At 29.6% G+C, this 17589-nt stretch carries 13 protein-coding genes; 6 read left to right on the plus strand and 7 right to left on the minus strand.

Annotation, left to right across the window (positions count from 1 at the left end):
- Window positions 1-23 precede the first annotated feature (23 nt).
- The 5 genes from N456_RS18765 to miaA all read left to right on the plus strand — a co-directional run bounded on the left by N456_RS18765 (window position 24) and on the right by miaA (window position 5946).
- Window positions 24-686 carry a YggS family pyridoxal phosphate-dependent enzyme gene (locus N456_RS18765; RefSeq protein WP_062060472.1) on the plus strand — a complete coding sequence of 221 codons (663 nt, stop codon included), beginning with the start codon at window positions 24-26 and terminating at the stop codon, window positions 684-686.
- A 160-nt stretch (window positions 687-846) separates the two neighbouring features.
- Entirely contained in the window at window positions 847-2220 is a 1374-nt protein-coding gene (locus N456_RS18770) for an exonuclease domain-containing protein (RefSeq protein ID WP_062060474.1), read from the plus strand.
- On the plus strand, window positions 2213-4177 hold the full coding sequence (locus tag N456_RS18775) for a DUF3857 domain-containing protein (RefSeq protein WP_062060476.1): 1965 nt from the start codon (window positions 2213-2215) through the stop codon (window positions 4175-4177). The genes N456_RS18770 and N456_RS18775 overlap by 8 nt, the downstream gene beginning before the upstream one ends.
- A 37-nt stretch (window positions 4178-4214) precedes the next feature.
- Window positions 4215-5048: an ion transporter gene (locus N456_RS18780; RefSeq protein WP_062060478.1), complete on the plus strand. Its 834-nt coding sequence runs from the start codon at window positions 4215-4217 to the stop codon at window positions 5046-5048.
- Window positions 5041-5946 (plus strand): tRNA (adenosine(37)-N6)-dimethylallyltransferase MiaA, encoded by a 906-nt coding sequence (gene miaA / locus N456_RS18785; protein ID WP_062060480.1) that lies wholly within the window; start codon window positions 5041-5043, stop codon window positions 5944-5946. Before N456_RS18780 ends, miaA begins: the two co-directional genes overlap by 8 nt.
- A 75-nt stretch (window positions 5947-6021) precedes the next feature.
- On the opposite strand, the gene N456_RS18790 is transcribed toward miaA, so the two are convergent.
- From N456_RS18790 to N456_RS18820, 7 genes are all read right to left on the minus strand, one after another.
- Window positions 6022-6732, minus strand: coding sequence for a response regulator transcription factor (locus N456_RS18790; RefSeq protein WP_062060483.1), 711 nt, complete (start codon window positions 6730-6732; stop codon window positions 6022-6024).
- 4 nt (window positions 6733-6736) lie between these two features.
- A complete protein-coding gene (locus N456_RS18795) occupies window positions 6737-8305 on the minus strand; it encodes a sensor histidine kinase (RefSeq protein WP_062060485.1) in 1569 nt (522 codons plus the stop codon).
- 84 nt (window positions 8306-8389) lie between these two features.
- A complete protein-coding gene (coaE, locus tag N456_RS18800; RefSeq protein WP_062060487.1) occupies window positions 8390-8968 on the minus strand; it encodes a dephospho-CoA kinase in 579 nt (192 codons plus the stop codon).
- A 7-nt stretch (window positions 8969-8975) separates the two neighbouring features.
- On the minus strand, window positions 8976-9935 hold the full coding sequence (locus N456_RS18805; RefSeq protein WP_062060489.1) for a CdaR family protein: 960 nt from the start codon (window positions 9933-9935) through the stop codon (window positions 8976-8978).
- A gap of 9 nt (window positions 9936-9944) precedes the next feature.
- Complete coding sequence (locus N456_RS18810; protein WP_062060491.1) at window positions 9945-10949, minus strand: glycosyltransferase family 2 protein; 1005 nt, start codon at window positions 10947-10949, stop codon at window positions 9945-9947.
- Between the two features lie 157 nt (window positions 10950-11106).
- The gene (locus N456_RS18815) at window positions 11107-13032 is read right to left on the minus strand and encodes a M61 family metallopeptidase (RefSeq protein ID WP_062060493.1); all 1926 of its coding nucleotides are present in this window, start codon (window positions 13030-13032) and stop codon (window positions 11107-11109) included.
- A gap of 199 nt (window positions 13033-13231) precedes the next feature.
- Window positions 13232-14047: an enoyl-ACP reductase FabI gene (locus N456_RS18820; protein WP_062060495.1), complete on the minus strand. Its 816-nt coding sequence runs from the start codon at window positions 14045-14047 to the stop codon at window positions 13232-13234.
- 639 nt (window positions 14048-14686) lie between these two features.
- On the opposite strand from N456_RS18820, the gene N456_RS18825 reads away from it, so the two are divergent.
- Window positions 14687-17578, plus strand: coding sequence for an Ig-like domain-containing protein (locus N456_RS18825; RefSeq protein WP_082422592.1), 2892 nt, complete (start codon window positions 14687-14689; stop codon window positions 17576-17578).
- Window positions 17579-17589: the final 11 nt, after the last annotated feature.

Consider the following 17589-nt stretch of genomic DNA (forward strand, 5'->3'; position numbering starts at 1 on the left):
TTTTTTAAATATCTTTATATCTTATGAATGATATAAAAAGAAATCTTCACCATATACAAACAACAATTCCTGAAGGAGTTACCCTAGTAGCCGTATCCAAAACCAAGCCTATTGCCGACCTCATGGACGCTTATGAAGCTGGTCAACGTATTTTTGGAGAAAATAAAATTCAGGAAATGAGTGAAAAATGGGACACCATGCCAAAAGATATTAGTTGGCACATGATTGGACATGTGCAAACCAATAAGGTAAAATATATGGCTCCTTTTGTAGATCTAATCCATGCAGTAGATAGTTACAAATTACTTAAAGAAATTGATAAACAAGCTAAAAAACACACCAGAACTATTAATTGTTTATTGCAAATCAAAATTGCTGAAGAAGAGAGCAAGTTTGGACTAACAGAACAAGATGCACTTACTTTATTAAATAGTGAAGAAGTTAAAAATTTAACTAATATACACATACAAGGGGTAATGGGTATGGCTACTTTTACCAATGATCAACAACAAATACAAAATGAGTTTCATAAAATTGCAGCTTTCTCCGAAAAACTAAAATTAAAATATCCGCAGTTAACAACCCTATCAATAGGTATGAGTGGTGATTATAAAATGGCTATTGAATGTGGCAGTACAATGATTAGAGTAGGAAGTGCTATCTTTGGAGCTAGAAATTATGGATAGCCATAACCTTATGTCAGAGTTCTATTATAAAGCTTAAAAAAATGTAGGCACTAAAATCTATGGTTTTAAATTATTTTAAAACCATAATAGGTTCTCTAACACATAATTATTGGGAATAAACTAATAAAATTAAAAACATAATAGCTACACAGATTAATATATGTATGCAATTTTAGATATTGAAACTACTGGAGGTAAATATAATGAAGAAGGAATTACTGAAATTGCTATATATAGATTTGATGGACATAATGTAGTAGATCAATTTATAAGTCTTATTAATCCCGAAAAACCCATACAACCATTTGTTGTTAATCTTACCGGAATAAACAATCAAATGCTTCGTAATGCTCCTAAGTTTTATGAAGTAGCTAAAAGAATTGTAGAAATCACAACGGATTGCGTGATAGTAGCACACAATGCTAGCTTTGACTATCGAATTTTAAGAACAGAATTCTCTCGATTAGGGTTTGAGTTTAAGCGACAATCCTTATGTACTGTAGAGCTTTCTAAGAAATTGATCCCAGATCAACAATCGTATAGCTTAGGTAAATTAGTGCGTGCACTTGGTATTCCTCTTTCTGATAGGCATAGAGCTAATGGCGATGCCCTAGCAACTGTAAAGTTATTTAAACTCTTACTGTCAAAAGATGTAGAAAAAACAATCATTACTGATACTGTACGTACAGAAGTTAAACGGCAAATTGATAGTAAACTTCTTAGCATGATCGAGAGTGCGCCTATAGCAACTGGAGTATACTATATGCATCGCGAGGATGGAGCAATCATATATATTGGAAAAAGTAAAAACATAAAAAAACGACTCAATCAACATTTCACTAGTGATAACAGAAAATCCAAAAGAATACAAGAAGAAGTTGCTAGTGTAACCTATGAGATTACAGGAAGCGAGCTTTTAGCATTATTAAAAGAAAGTGAAGAAATAAAACTCCATAAGCCAAAATATAATAGAGCTTTACGCAAAACAAAATTTGATCAAGCCTTATACCAATTCACAGATGATAATGGGTACATTAATTTTAAAGTTGAAAAAGCTGATCACAGAAAGAAAAATATTACCACCTTTACAAACAGACAACAAGCCAAATCTTTTATGTACCGGTGGACAGAAAAGTATCAGTTGTGTCAAAAGTTAATGGGATTAGATAACGGAAAAAGTAATTGTTTCAATTATACTTTAAAACAGTGTTCTGGGGCATGCATCAACATAGAATCTATAGAAGAGTATAATACTCGTGCACAAAAATTGATCTCTAATGCTTCTTTTCAAAATCAAGATATGATCATCGTAGACCAAGGAAGGACAATTGATGAACACAGTGTTATACTCGTAGAAAATGGGATCTTTATCGGTATAGGATATTTTAATCTAAATCATCAAATTAGTAACATAGATATTTTACATTCTATCATTACTCCTATGACACATAATAGAGATGCGAAACATATTATACAAAGCTATCTTCGCACACACAAAAAATTAAAAATTATCAAACCTTCAAAAAATGAATAACTTTATATTCTTATTATTATTTTTAATATTAACTATACATATTACTGCTCAGGAAACTTATAATAGCAAAAATATGATTGTTAGTATTGCTGACTTAAAAGGTTCAACTTATAAGAAAGACACTACCGCTAATGCATTTTTCATATATGAAAAAGGATATAGCAGAGTACAAAATGGAGGAAACTACAATCTATTAACAGATTACGAGGCTAAAATAAAAATATTAAACGAGCAAGGGTACAACAAAGCAGTTGTCAAAATCTTTTTGTACAAAAATAAAGGTAATAAAGAATTACTTAAAAAACTTGTTGCACATACTTATACAATAGAAAATGGAGAAATCATAAAAAACAAAGTAAATGATGACCAAATATATAAAGAGAAGTATGATGAAAATTATACCCTTATAAAATTCACATTCCCTAATTTAAAACCAGGTTCGGTACTTACCTATAAATATCAAACAGAATCTCCTTTTATGTATAATTTTAATGGCTGGGATTTTCAGGACGATATTCCAAAAATGTATAGTGAATTTACGGCAGATCTTCCTGGTAACTATATATATAATACAAGACTAATAGGAACTTTAAAGCTAGAAACTAATGAATCATCTATTAAAAAAAATTGCTTAGAAATATCTAGCTTGGGGTATGCTGATTGTGCACATGGTGTATATACGATGAGAAACATACCTGCTTTTAAAAAAGAAAAATACATGACTACTAAAGGTAATTATTTTTCTCGTATAAAATATGAACTCAAAGAGTTTACGGGGTTCGATGGTAAGAAAAAAAAGTATACAAAAACTTGGAAAAATGTTGATTATAAATTAGAAAAAGAAATAACTATTGGAGTTCAGTTAAAAAAAATAAACCTTACTAAAAAAGTTCTTCCTGATAGTATAAAATTAATGCCTAATAACATTTCTAAAGCCAAAGCTATTTACCGATATATTACTAACAATTATAGTTGGAATAAAAAAAATCAGATTTTTAAAGAAGGTAATATAAATAAGGTAATTGAAAACAAAACAGGCAATTCCTCTGAAATAAATATACTATTACATAATGTACTAAAGCAACAAAAATTTAATGTTCACCCTGTAATATTATCAACTAGAGATAATGGCTATATTACAAAGATTCACCCCATAATCTCTGATTTTAATTATTTAATTGTACAGCTATCTATAGACAAAAAACCTTTTTTATTAGATGCTACAGAAAAAAACCTAAAATTTGGTGATATTCCTTTTAGGTGTTTAAATCAAGATGGTAGATTATTAGATTTTAAAAATGGTAGTTCGTGGATTAGTATTACTCCTAGAGAAAGTTCTTCTTTTTTTTATAAAGAAAAATTAAAACTTACTAAAAATCTAAAATTAAATGGATATGCAAAACATATACTAACAGGTTATCATAGCTATTTTAAACGAAAAGAATTAGATCAATTCAATAAAAAAAAGTTTTTAGATCAAATAAAAAAACAAAGTGAAGATATTAGTATAACAGACATCGCTATTAAAAATGAAAATGATCCCAATAAGAATTATGAAGAAGAATTTGATTTTATCAAATCTCCTGAAGTAATCGATGATCTTATATATATAAAACCATTTACTAAACCTTTTTTTAAAGAAAACCCTTTCAAGTTAAATGAAAGAACCTACCCTGTAGATTTTGGTTATAAAGATTCGTATACCTATTATATTTCTATCGAATTACCCTTAGATTATAATTTTGTAGATATTCCAAAAAATTCAAACTATACGATTCCTAATAATTTAGGAAGTGTAAGCACTAAATTTAGCAGAAACAAAAATAAACTTACTATATCTCATAGAATAGCATTCAATTCTTCATATTATCCAACAGAATACTATAGTACGTTAAAAGAATTATTAAACCTTGTTGTAGAGATCGAGAACAATACAATTATAACTGTAAAAAGATAATGTGTTTTTTTAGTATTTTTATTCAAAATCAAGAAGTGTGAGCAATAATTCAACCTATAAAACCTGGAAAGAGAGATTACATAGTATTATTTATGAGGCAGATACTCCAGCAGGGAAGCTATTTGATATCATCTTACTTATTCTTATTGTATTAAGTATTGTTTGTGTAATGATAGAAAGCGTAAAAGGATTACCTACAAACATATATGTATTATTGTATTATGCAGAATGGATCATTACCATATTTTTTACTTTAGAATATATCACTCGAATTATCTCTATAAAAAAATCTTCTTCTTATATATTTAGTTTTTATGGATTAATTGATCTTTTATCTACTTTGCCACTATATTTATCATTCTTTATAACAGGTACAAGTGCATTACTTGCTGTCAGAGCATTACGATTACTTCGTGTATTTAGAATTTTAAAAATCTCTCGTTATATTGGCGAATCCAATAAATTGACTAAAGCAATAAAAGATAGTAGAGCAAAAATACTAGTATTTCTATTTGCTGTATTGGTTTTATGTATAATCATGGGTACTGTTATGTATATTATAGAAGGTGAAAATAGTGGATTTAAAAGCATACCCATAAGTGTATATTGGTGTATTGTAACGCTAACTACTGTAGGGTATGGAGATATTGCACCAGTCACCCCATTAGGTCAGTTTATTGCTGCAATTATTATGATTATGGGATATGGTATTATTGCTGTACCTACCGGTATTGTTAGTGCAGAATATGCACACCATGAGGATAAAAAAATTCATTTAAATACCCAGGCATGTAGTCATTGTAATGAGACCATGCATCCTGATGATGCTAAATTCTGTCATAAATGTGGTGAAGACTTGCGCAATGAATAAAAATTTAATCGTAATTATAGGACCAACTGCGATTGGTAAAACTAGCTTAAGTATTCAGCTTGCAAAACATTTTGACTGTGAAATAGTTTCTGCAGATAGTAGACAATTTTATAAAGAAATGAGTATTGGTACTGCTGCCCCTTCTATCGATGAGCTATCAGAAGCCCAACATCATTTTATCCAGCATATAAGTGTTAAAGAAGAGTATACTGTAGGAAATTTTGAAAAAGATGCTTTGGATAAATTAAATGTGTTATTTAAAAATAATAATTATGCTATTCTTGTTGGAGGTTCTGGATTGTATATAGATGCCATTACCAAAGGATTAGATCATTTTCCAGAAATTGATATACAGATCAGAAAACAACTTCAGGAGGAGTATACCAATAATGGGATTGAGCAGCTACAATTACAGTTAAAAAAAGTAGATCCTATATATTATCAAAAAGTAGATCTGAATAACCCTCATAGAGTAATGAGAGCTATCGAAGTATCTATTGGAACTGGAATGCCTTATTCATCTTTTTTAAATAGACCTCAAAAACAACGACCATTTAATAGTATTAAAATTGGGATGACTGCAGAAAGAGCGATTATTTATGATAGGATAAATAGAAGGGTAGACATAATGATTCAACAAGGTTTGATAGATGAGGTAGAAAGTCTATATATGTATAAGTCACTAAATGCACTAAATACGGTAGGGTACAAAGAAATATTTAAATCCCTAGATAAGGAATGGGATTTAGATTTTGCAATCTCTGAAATCAAAAAAAATACCAGACGTTTTGCAAAAAGGCAACTTACTTGGTTTAGAAAAGATAAGGAGGTTCAATGGTTTGATTATAAAGAAACCATTGATCCGATCATTACATATATTAGAAAAAACTCACTATAATACGGTGTATAGCTGTATTACAATGAGTTTTTACAAGAATCAGTAGTTACCGTTATACTATTTTATCTTTAGTTTTTAGTCCTCACTCCTTACAACCAACCTAAAACCTTCTCCATGAATGTTTAAAATTTCAACACTCTCATCTTTTTTAAGATACTTTCTAAGCTTAGCGATATAAACATCCATACTACGTGATGTAAAATAGTTATCATCTCTCCATATCTTTGTCAAAGCCAGTTCTCTTGGCATTAAATCATTAAGATGTAATGCTAGTAAACGAAGGAGTTCATTTTCTTTTGGAGATAATTTAATTGCTTCTTCGTCTTTATATGTTAAAAAACGAAGTTTTGAATTTAAATGAAAACCTCCAATTCTAAACTCAAATTGTTTACTATCTGCAACTGATTCTGTATTCTTTCGCTGCATAATAGCTTGAATTTTCATCAGTAACACTTCACTATCAAAAGGTTTATTAAGATAATCATCTGCTCCTACTTTATAACCTTTCAGTACATCTTCTTTCATTGCTTTTGCAGTTAAAAAGATAATTGGTATTTCTTCATTTTTTTCCCTTATCTCTTTTGCTAGTGTAAATCCATCTTTATAAGGCATCATGACATCAAGAATACACATATCATAGTCATCTTTTTTGAATTTCTCGAAGCCTTCCATGCCATTCTTAGCATGAACAACATTATAATCGTTCATTATTAGATAATCTTTTAAAACTGTTCCAAAGTTCGGATCATCTTCTACTAGCAAAATCTTTTTGTTTTCTGTTTCCATATTTTTAAGATATTAACGGTAATTTAATTATAAATGTAGAGCCTTTTCCCCTTTCACTCTCCACCCAAATTTGACCATGATGGTCATCAATAATTCTTTTTACATATGTAAGTCCTAATCCGTGTCCTTTTACATTATGAAGATCCCCTGTATGTTCTCTAAAGAACTTTTCAAAAATCTTTTTCTGTGCCACTTTACTCATTCCAATCCCTTGGTCACGAATTTTAAGAACAATACTATTTTTCACATTTTCTGTGTACACATCTATCTTAGGTTCTTCTTCTGAATATTTTATAGCATTATCCAAAATATTCACTATTACATTAGTCAGATGACTATCATTAGCTAATATAGTAGCCTTAAGTGCTCCTAAGTGCATTTTTACATATCCATCTCTATTTTCTACAATCAGAGAGATGTGTGTTATTGCATCTTCAATAATATCATGCAATTCTTGTTTTTCTTTTTTAATATTGAGCTCATTTTTTTCTAACTGAGATATTCTCAGTACATTTTCTACCTGAGCATGCATTCTCTTATTCTCTTCTCTTATCATCTTCATATAACGTTGCACTTTCTCTGGATCATTCCCTATTTTAGGGTTTTTAATTGAGTCTAACGCCAAATTGATAGTTGCAATAGGCGTTTTAAGCTCATGTGTCATATTATTAATAAAGTCCGTTTTAATTTGTGATATCTGGCGTTGTTGCATCAACTGTGATAATGCACTAGAATAAGCAACTACAATAATTAATGTAAATATTATAGATAATATGGCCATTCCTTTAATAGAAGAAAGTACATATTGTTTTTTTCCTGTAAAATTAACATACAACTGATACTCGCTCACTCCCTCTTCATTTACAAATAACGGTATTGCATATGTTGTTGTAGGATAATCTAAACTAAAATCATCAGAACGTACTTTGGTTGCCAATGCATTACTATATATAGCATACTCAAAGTTTACTTTTATATCTCTCTCTTCCAGCTCTTTTTTAAGTAAATATTCTATTTCTTTTTTCTGAACTCTTCTATGAATTGGTATAAAACTAGCTATTTCTCCTATAACTATCTCATAATCTATTCTTTGAAGATCTGTCAACCTCCTTATTCTCTCTAGTTTAGATTTAGAACTCTGTTTTGTAAAATCATTTGTCCCTTTTTGAATCGCTAAATCTGTATTACGATCTAAAATATTTTTTAATCGAACTGTATCTATATTAAACTTTATAAAAGATGAAAATAATTTATAATCCTCTTCTAAAATATCATCTGCATAAGCAAATGATTTTGTTGTATTATCTATACTAATATTTAAAAGCTGACGTATTGTTTTATTATCAGGTTCTTCTATACTATCTAAAATTTGTTGAAATGGTAAAAACATCTCTTCAAATTCTCTATATTGAATTTTATTAGATATTGATATCAGTATTTGTTTCGCATTAAAAGAAAATTGTTCTTCATTATTTTCTACTGTATTGTTAATCCAATATCCCTGAACAAAAATAATACCAATTAATGATAAGCTCATTAAAATTATCAGTATTACGAATAATCTTTTATTCATAAATCAAAAATAAGACTTTAACATTTAGCTACTTTAGGGTTTAACCAAATGTTAACAAAATGAAAGATTCGGTTTGTAACAGTCTTATAAAGACAATTCTTTATGTATTTCATATACTTGATTTTCAGTGTTTTCTATATTCTCATTATATATTACAAAATCTGCCAACGGAATCTTTTTATCATCGTTCCATTGATTATTCATTCTAGATTGTATATTTTCCTTAGTTGTAGTATCTCTTTTTAAAATTCTTTGAATCCTTACTGGTGTTGGTGCTGATACAAGAATAGTATAATCACAATGTTTATACCCTTCATTTTCAAAAAGTATAGCCGCTTCTTTTATCACATAAATTCCATTTTGTCGTTCTTTCCATTCATTAAAATGATTCGCTACCACAGGATGTACTATTGCATTTAATCGAAGAAGTTTTGAGGCATCATTAAATACTATATTGGCAATATATGATCTGTTTAATTTATCACTCACATAAGAATCCTCTCCTAATAATTCTATAATTCGTTTTTTTAATAGTTCATCTTTATTCATAAGCAGCTTGGCTTCATCATCAGATATGTATACTGCAATACCTAGTTTTTTAAACATTTTTGCTACTGTAGATTTCCCACTACCTATACCCCCTGTTAAACCTACAACTTTCATAATATGATTATTTTAAAACTACAAATTGAATTTGTTTGACTTGCAAACGTACATCATGGATAGATTTTGGTTTAGTAACCAGTTCTAGTGTTAAAAATGAACTTTCTTCTGATACCTTAGCATAATCAGCTGCAACTATAAAATCTCTAGGACTTATTCCATTATATTTATCTAACCCTACCCTGTAAACAACAGAAATTTCTTTAGGAAAAATCTTAACTTCTATTCCTTCTGGCACATTTTTTAGTGTCACAGGAATTTTCTGACTTCCTTCTGTGAATTTACTTACTAAAATACTAGCTTCTACAGCTGGTGGAACAATAGTCATAGTAGATAAAACTTTATGACCATCTATAGCTAATGGCGAAGTATAGTCAACATTTAAGCCTTCTAAACTCAAACGCTCTGTATATACAGACTTTATAGTGTCTATATGTTCTGAAGGACCACTAATTACTACTGAGTCTGGAGAAATCACTACTCCTCTATCACTACCATAACCTATCGCATATTGAATATCTTTAACGATTTTTACAGGAATCTTTTTCTTAAGGTTATGATACAACCTTAAAATCAAAGTATCTCTTTGTATTGATAAAACCCGACCTTTAAAGTCTAAATTATTCTTAAATAGTACAGATTCCTTATCAATATAAAAATGATATTGATCATCATTACTAATATATGCATCTTCAACATTAAGTTTTAATACTGGTTTAGTCCAATTATAATTCATAAGTCTAAAACCGTTTCCATTAAGCACCATTCTTACTGTCTGATCGCTTCTCTCGCTAAATATTTTATCTTTTGGAATGTTAACATATTGTATTGCCACTTCTACTTCCTCTGTATAGTTTTTAGAAAATTGTATAAATAACCATAAGAGTGAAGTGAATAAAAGGAAAAACAAAAAAGTTTTTACAGTACTTCTTTTAATAAAAAGTCTAGTCTTTTTTCTGTAGGGCATATCAATAAATTACTTAGAAAAAAACAATTTTTTAAATTGTTCTTCAGGCACTTTTTTAATTATATGAATATAATAATAAGATTTAAGGAATCCTTTCCCATATCCATAAAATTGTATTAAAACTGCCAAAATTGATTGAAATCCTATAAGAATATTCTTATATTCTAAAGTAGCTCCTATAAAAACAAAACCAAAATAAATCCCCAAAAGCCCTAAAAAATACCACCATCCAAAAAATGCAGTACATAAAGAAAATCCGATGTACAATAAAAATAATGTAGGAAACCAATAAGTAAGTTTGGCTGTCTGTGGGTGCCATTGATTCAGAATAGGTCTAACTAATCCAAATTTATGAACCTGAAAGTAAAATTTCTTCCAAGAAATTCTTCTTTTATGAAACACTTTAGCATCATCAATTAATGCCGTGTTATAACCTAATTCCCATAGTCTTATGGTAAGATCTGGATCTTCTCCAGGGTGTATATTACCAAATCCTCCAGAGGTTTTAAAAGCCTCCTTAGATAATCCCATATTAAAACTACGAGGCTGAAATTTACCCACTGTATTTTTTCTACCTCTAATTCCTCCTGTAGTCAAATATGACGTCATACTGTAACTTATCGCTTTTTGAAGATCCGAAAAACTATGATGCGCATCATCAGGTCCTCCGTAGCAATGCACAAAGGTATTTGATAAAAACTGTTCTACTTTAGATAAGTATTCTTTGGGCAACAATACATCACTATCTAAGATAATAAAATAGTTTCCTTTTGCCTTCTGCATACCATAATTACGAGAATCTCCTGGACCAGTATTCGGTTTTTGATAATAGCTTATAGACAACCTATTTATAAAATCATTAATAACTATTTCTGAGGTTTCTGATGAGCCATCTTCAATAATAACTATTTCATAGGGTTTAGCATACTCAATAGCTAACATACTATCTAATAATTCTCTAATCTCATTTGGTCTATTATATACAGGTATAATAAAGGAGAAGTATATTTCCATATCTACAAAGTTAAATAAACAAAAAACGTTTACTCATCTTAAGTTTCTTTTTTAAGCTGTTTTTTTTATATTTTCATAAAAAAGGTGCTTAAGAAACTAAAGCACCTTTTTTGTGAAGAACCAAAAGTAATAAATTATACTCCTATTTCTATTGATTTTATTGATTTACCGATCCTCCTAACCAATTTTCTCTTAATTTCATTCGTTCATCTTCTTTATCTAAATCTAAAAACACTAATGTTTTAACAATACCTTTAGGCTGTATTGCTTTTCCTTTTAAAGTCATTTTTTCACCATCTCGGATAATCTCAAAAACCAAATCCTTTTTTTCTTCAACCCATTTCCATGATGAGAATAAAATCGTTTGATTCTCTAAATTTACTTTAACCCCATTAATTACGTCAATAATATCTCCTCCTTTTAAACCTAATTTTAGTAATCCTGTATTGAGTTTTCTTGATTTTTTTAATACGATTTGTTTTGCTTCATTTACCTTATAATAGGTATCCCCGTTACTATCATGAAAATAAGTTAATCCATTTTTTTCCAATTCTTTAAATCCAACACCTACAGCATAAAAATAATCTATGATTTCTTTATCTTCTAATAACTCTGAACCAGAAACATATAACTCAAAAAAATCTTTCATCTCTGGGGTTGTTAGATCTGTTATAATAGAAAATAGTTCATCATCTTTAAATGGTTTATTAGGTCCATAGGTATCTGACATTCTTTTTACTAACTCTAAAACATTATTTTTACCTTTCGATTTAGATCTAGTAATAATATCCATAAACATCGAAACCAGTGCTCCTCTTGTATAAAACACATAGCTTTCTTTTACAAACATAGAATTGTTTAATATTTCTTTACTTCTAACTGTTAAAGGAATGTTCTCATAAAATTTACTATACTGTATGTATTGCTTAAAAACTATATCTTCTAAAAATTCTTTTTGAGTTATAATTCCTTGTTGTACTCTAAAAAGTCCTGAAAAATATTCTACTAACCCTTCATAAAACCATAAATGTTTAGACATTTTAGGGTTATTAAAATCAAAATCATGTATCTCTTCTGAATGTATTGATATTGGAATTAAAATATGAAAAAATTCATGAGAAATAAAATGATCTAATTGCTTAATCAACTCATCCGAAGAAAAATTTTCTTTAACTGTTAATAATGTTGAGTTACGATGTTCTAATCCTGCATCATTACCTTTTAAAGGTTTATCTTCTGGAAATAAGTATAATAATATTTTATACTTATTAGATGTTTTTATATCTCCTAAAAATTCCTTCTGCGCACGTATCAATTTTTCTATTGAAGGTCTCAACTCTGTAGAAGAATGTAACTTATTAGGAGAATAAACACTTAAAGTAACTTCTAAATCATCTACCATAAAAGATACATGATCTGGTTTAGAATATAAAATAGGGTTATCTACCAATTCTCTATAATCAGAAACTATAAAAATATCTTTATTATTATCTCCTTCTTCTTGTTTTTCTATCTTATCCAATGAAGTTATTCCATCTAAACCAGAAGGGTATAAAATTTCTATTTTATACTTACTATTTTCTGCTCCTTCAAAATATCCTAAAAACCCATTAAAATTAATTAGGTAATTTTCATTTTTTTCGATATTTGTTCCTGATGAATTTCCATATGTTTCGCTATCTGGAGCATCAAAAGAATCATTCACTAAATATTCTATTTTATACAATTGGCCTGCATTAAATATTTTCCAGGAATTATCATTTATCCTTTCATATCGCAATACTTCCCCTTTTTGATCTAAAGGTTTAAAATCTTCTACCAGTCGCCCATAATTGCTTTCTTCATAGATTCCTGGCACAATCTTAGGCATATAATATACGATCTCATTAGTAGTAATATTTTTAGGAAAAACCTGAATTACCGCTTTATCATCATTAATAGCAACAAGGTCAATAGAAGCAGTGATACTAACTTTATCTTTTATGGGAACTGTTGAAGGGTCATCATCCTTGGTACAGGATATAAAAAAAACATAAATACAAATGATTTGTATTAACTTAACTATTTTAAATTGAGGTTTCATAGAGTAATGATTTATAGATTTATGAATCACTAGAAACTATCAAATTAATTTTTTATTTTATAATTAACATAGCATTATAAACTAATTAGCTTTTTTTAAGTGTACTAATATCAACATAAAAAAAATCCTGAAAATGTAGTACATTTTCAGGATTTTTTATACTCGAGCTAAAAGCTATTTTTTAGTAAATAATACCTTATTATTCTTCCATAAACTTTTCCATAACGAACTGACTTACCCCCATATTAGAAAAACCACCATCATGGTATAGATTCTGTAGTGTTACTTTTTTGGTTAAATCAGAGAATAATGTTATGGTATAATCTGCACATTCTGCAGCAGTAGCATTACCTAGTGGAGACATTTTATCTGCATAGTCTATGAATCCATCAAAACCTTTTACTCCTTTTCCTGCTGTTGTAGGAGTTGGAGATTGAGAAATTGTATTCACCCTTACTTTATGATCTTTACCAAAGAAATACCCAAAACTACGAGCTATTGATTCTAGATACGCTTTATTATCAGCCATATCATTATAATCAGGAAATACTCGCTGAGCTGCCATATATGTCAAGGCAACTACACTTCCCCACTCATTCATTGCACCTTTTTTATATAAAACCTGCATTGTTTTATGAAAAGAAAGTGCTGATACATCCCAACCTTTTTGGCTCCAATCATAATTAAGATCTGTATAATGACGTCCTTTTCGAACATTTACCGACATTCCTATAGAGTGTAAAACAAAATCTAGTTTTCCTCCTAAAATCTCTGTTGCTTTTTCTACAAGGTTTTCTAAATCTTCTAACGAAGTTGCATCTGCTGGTATAACTTGAGAATTAGTTTTTTCTGCAAGAGTATTTATAGCACCCATACGCATTGCAACAGGGGCATTAGTAAGTACAAAACTTCCTCCTTCTTCAAAAACACGCTCTGCAGTTTTCCAAGCAATAGAGTTTTCATCAAGTGCTCCAAAAATAATACCTCTTTTTCCTTTTAATAAATTGTATGACATTTAATTATAAATTAAAGTATGGTTATACGAGCGGTAAAGATAATAAAACCCCCCAAACCACAACTAATCGAAAGAGAATTTACTTAAGCATAAGAGAAAAATATCATGTTTTTTAAAGATATAAATACATTAATAAACAAATATCAATAAACTGATCATCGAATAAAATTAGCCTCTAAAAGTTAATTTAAATTCAAATTACCTCCTTAATTAGTTGATTTTTACCAATATATAACATATATTTGATACTATGTTTACACTGTTTTTGTGTACAAAATAAATCTCCCCAAAAAGATATACTATATTATTTCTCCCCTTAGAAAAATATGATATCACAACGTCCCCCGCTAGAGTTTTTTAAGTAATTATGAAATTATTTCTATGGAATTTTTAATTATATATAAGCAATATATCCGCTTCTAAAAGCTTCTTATTTTTATTAATGTAAATAAGATTAGTGATTTTTTAACTGTATGTATAATTGAAATTTATGCATTAAAATAATTTTACTAAATAAGATTCACCATTATTAATAATATTATGAAAAACAACTACACAAATCACTTATCATCATTGTCCTATGTTTTCATGTTTTTAAAATAAAAAAACAAGTTTCTAATTAATAAAAAAACAGGGCATATGAAAACGATTACTTTACTATTTTTACGTAAGAGAATTAGTATACTTTCTTGCATTTTCATATTATTTTTCTCTTCAACATCTATGTATAGTTATTCTGTACCTATAAAAAACACCACAAGAGAAACTAACTCTAAATCTTCTTCTCCCCTACGTCTTACTATTATTAAGATACAGGATGCTACAACTACAGGGATATGTTGTAATGGAAAAGCTGAAGCTATAGTATCTGGCGGAAAACCGCCATACACATACCAATGGAGTGCTTCTACCAATAATCAAACAACTGCTATTGCAAAAAATCTTACTAATAAGCTACATCATGTAACAGTTACTGATGCTCTGGGGGCTAAATTAACAGCATGTATAACGATTCTGTGTATAAATCCATGCACTATCGAGGTCTCTAATGAAGTGACAAATATCTTATGTGCTGATGAGTTGACCGGAAAAATTGATATAACTGTCTCGGGAGGTACACCTCCATACATATATGAATGGAGTAATGGATCCTCTGATGAAGACCTTATAAATATAGCTACTGGTAATTATACCGTTACCATTACTGACGCTAAAAATTGTACTATAACAAACTCTGCTACTATAATTCAGCCTAATAAGCTTACGGCCATTGGAAATACAAAAAAAGATATTCTATGCGAAAGCTTAGGTGCAATTACTGTAAACGCATCTGGTGGTTTACCTCCATACAGATACACTATAGATAACGGTGCTACTTTTCAGAATAATGGAACATTTGAAAATCTTACTTCAGGAATCTATAGAGTTACTATAACTGACAATAATGATTGTGAAATTACGATTTGTAAGCACATATTATCTAACTGTACATATGCTATAACAGATATTAACAATACTTTTGTTGATACTCCAGTAAACGGAAATGTATTAACCAATGATATAGATCTCGAAGGAAATACGCAAACGGTAATGACAACAACTGTTACAACTAAAGAAGGCGTTATCGTTACTATAGAACCTCATACAGGAATGTACACCTATACTCCACCTATAGGGTTTATTGGTGAAGATTCTTTTGAATACACTATTTGTGACAATGGTAATCCTGTTGCTTGTGATACCGCTAGTGTATATATTGAAGTATTTCTGGACAAAAACCCTAAAAACAATCCGCCCATTGCTAATCCAGATACTGCCATCACTGAAGTAAATACTCCCGTAAATGGTATTGTACTTGTTAATGATTTTGATCCCGATGGAGACACTATTGCCGTTACAACAACTACAGTTACGACTACAGAAGGAGTTGATGTAACCATAGATGTAAACACAGGTACATATATCTATACTCCTCCTAATGGATTTACAGGTAATGATACCTTTGAGTATACTATTTGTGATAATGGTAATCCTATTTTATGTGATACTACTCTTGTAACAATTACTATTTTAAATAATCAAAGTAACAGCACTTTTGCTAATGATGATGCATACTTTACCACATGTGCCAGCATTCTAGGAAATATATCTGATAATGATTTTGATCCAGAAGGAGATCTACAAATCGTGAATATACTTCCTGTAGATAATGTAGATAATGGGATTCTGAAACTTAACATTAATGGTTCCTTTACGTACACTCCCAATTCTGGATATACTGGTATAGATAGTTTTATATATACCATATGCGATACTAACTCCCCTATTGCTGCTTGTGATCAAGCAACTGTTTATATTACTATCTCAGACGTTATATCTCCTGATATAACTAATTGTAAGGTTATAGATAAAACAATCGAATGTAATGGAACAGATAATGAAACTATAGCAAATATCTGGAATGCCAATAATATTACCGAATTAGAATCCTGCATTTCAGACACCTGTAACACCAATTTTGAAGGTAAGATAACCTCTTCTTATGATTTTAAAAATTTGGTAAGTTCTTGCGGTTCGGGAGGAACCATAGAAGCTATATATACTATAACAAATAAAAATGGAGGTACAACAACTCATACAGCAACACTTACTCTCAATGATTCAATCCCGCCAGATCTAACAAACTGTATAATTGCTGACATAACTTTAGAATGTTCTAATCCTATTATTAAAGAAATTGCTAGTCAATGGAATACTGATAATATCGCTATATTAAAAACTTGTGCTACCGATAATTGTAATATAAGTACAGCTCCTTTAGTTACTTCGGATTATAACTTTGATACGATAATAGATGGAGTATTAGTTACCGAATATATAATCACAGATGATTGTAATAATACAACCAAACTACAGGCAAGAATAATACTTGAAAATAACTCTGAGGTTTTCGATATCACGCGTTTATGTATTGCTGATGATACAGAATCACAAATCTTTGACTTATTCAATTTGTTAGAGAAAGATTATGATCTGAATGGGGTCTGGGAGGTTGTATCCGGAAATGCTAGTGTAATTGATAATCATTTTTTTGATCCATTAAGCATAGAATTAGCAACTGAATCCTCTACTGAAATGATCACATTTAGTTATACAAATAATGATTCTCCTTGCTCAATATACCTCGAAACAACAATAGAGGTACACAATAGATGCGCTGTATTCTCTTGTGGAGAAGATCGTATTAAAATTTCGAAAGTAATGACACCTAATGGGGATTCATATAATGAATACTTTTCAATTAATGGTGTAGAAAATTGTGGTTATGTCATAGACCTTAAAATTATTAATCGTTGGGGAGCGATTGTATATAGATCAAACGATTATCAAAATGATTGGAATGGCACAGCTCATCAATCTTCTGTAGGGTCTGCGAACCAAGTACCTAGTGGCACCTATTATAGTATTGTTACTATAAAAAACAGTGGTTTAAAACCGTTTAGCGCCCCATTATATATTGGAACAAAATAAAATAAGTACTG

The organism is Aquimarina longa SW024, from assembly GCF_001401755.1.
Classification (GTDB): Bacteria; Bacteroidota; Bacteroidia; order Flavobacteriales; family Flavobacteriaceae; genus Aquimarina; species Aquimarina longa.

What these genes read in the sequence shown, in the direction of transcription:
- N456_RS18765 (WP_062060472.1), top strand. Translation starts at nt 24, where the DNA reads ATGAATGATATAAAAAGAAATCTTCACCATATACAAACAACAATTCCT.
- N456_RS18770 (WP_062060474.1), top strand. Translation starts at nt 847, where the DNA reads ATGTATGCAATTTTAGATATTGAAACTACTGGAGGTAAATATAATGAA.
- N456_RS18775 (WP_062060476.1), top strand. Translation starts at nt 2,213, where the DNA reads ATGAATAACTTTATATTCTTATTATTATTTTTAATATTAACTATACAT.
- miaA (WP_062060480.1), top strand. Translation starts at nt 5,041, where the DNA reads ATGAATAAAAATTTAATCGTAATTATAGGACCAACTGCGATTGGTAAA.
- N456_RS18790 (WP_062060483.1), bottom strand. Translation starts at nt 6,732, where the DNA reads ATGGAAACAGAAAACAAAAAGATTTTGCTAGTAGAAGATGATCCGAAC.
- N456_RS18795 (WP_062060485.1), bottom strand. Translation starts at nt 8,305, where the DNA reads ATGAATAAAAGATTATTCGTAATACTGATAATTTTAATGAGCTTATCA.
- coaE (WP_062060487.1), bottom strand. Translation starts at nt 8,968, where the DNA reads ATGAAAGTTGTAGGTTTAACAGGGGGTATAGGTAGTGGGAAATCTACA.
- N456_RS18805 (WP_062060489.1), bottom strand. Translation starts at nt 9,935, where the DNA reads ATGCCCTACAGAAAAAAGACTAGACTTTTTATTAAAAGAAGTACTGTA.
- N456_RS18810 (WP_062060491.1), bottom strand. Translation starts at nt 10,949, where the DNA reads ATGGAAATATACTTCTCCTTTATTATACCTGTATATAATAGACCAAAT.
- N456_RS18815 (WP_062060493.1), bottom strand. Translation starts at nt 13,032, where the DNA reads ATGAAACCTCAATTTAAAATAGTTAAGTTAATACAAATCATTTGTATT.
- N456_RS18820 (WP_062060495.1), bottom strand. Translation starts at nt 14,047, where the DNA reads ATGTCATACAATTTATTAAAAGGAAAAAGAGGTATTATTTTTGGAGCA.
- N456_RS18825 (WP_082422592.1), top strand. Translation starts at nt 14,687, where the DNA reads ATGAAAACGATTACTTTACTATTTTTACGTAAGAGAATTAGTATACTT.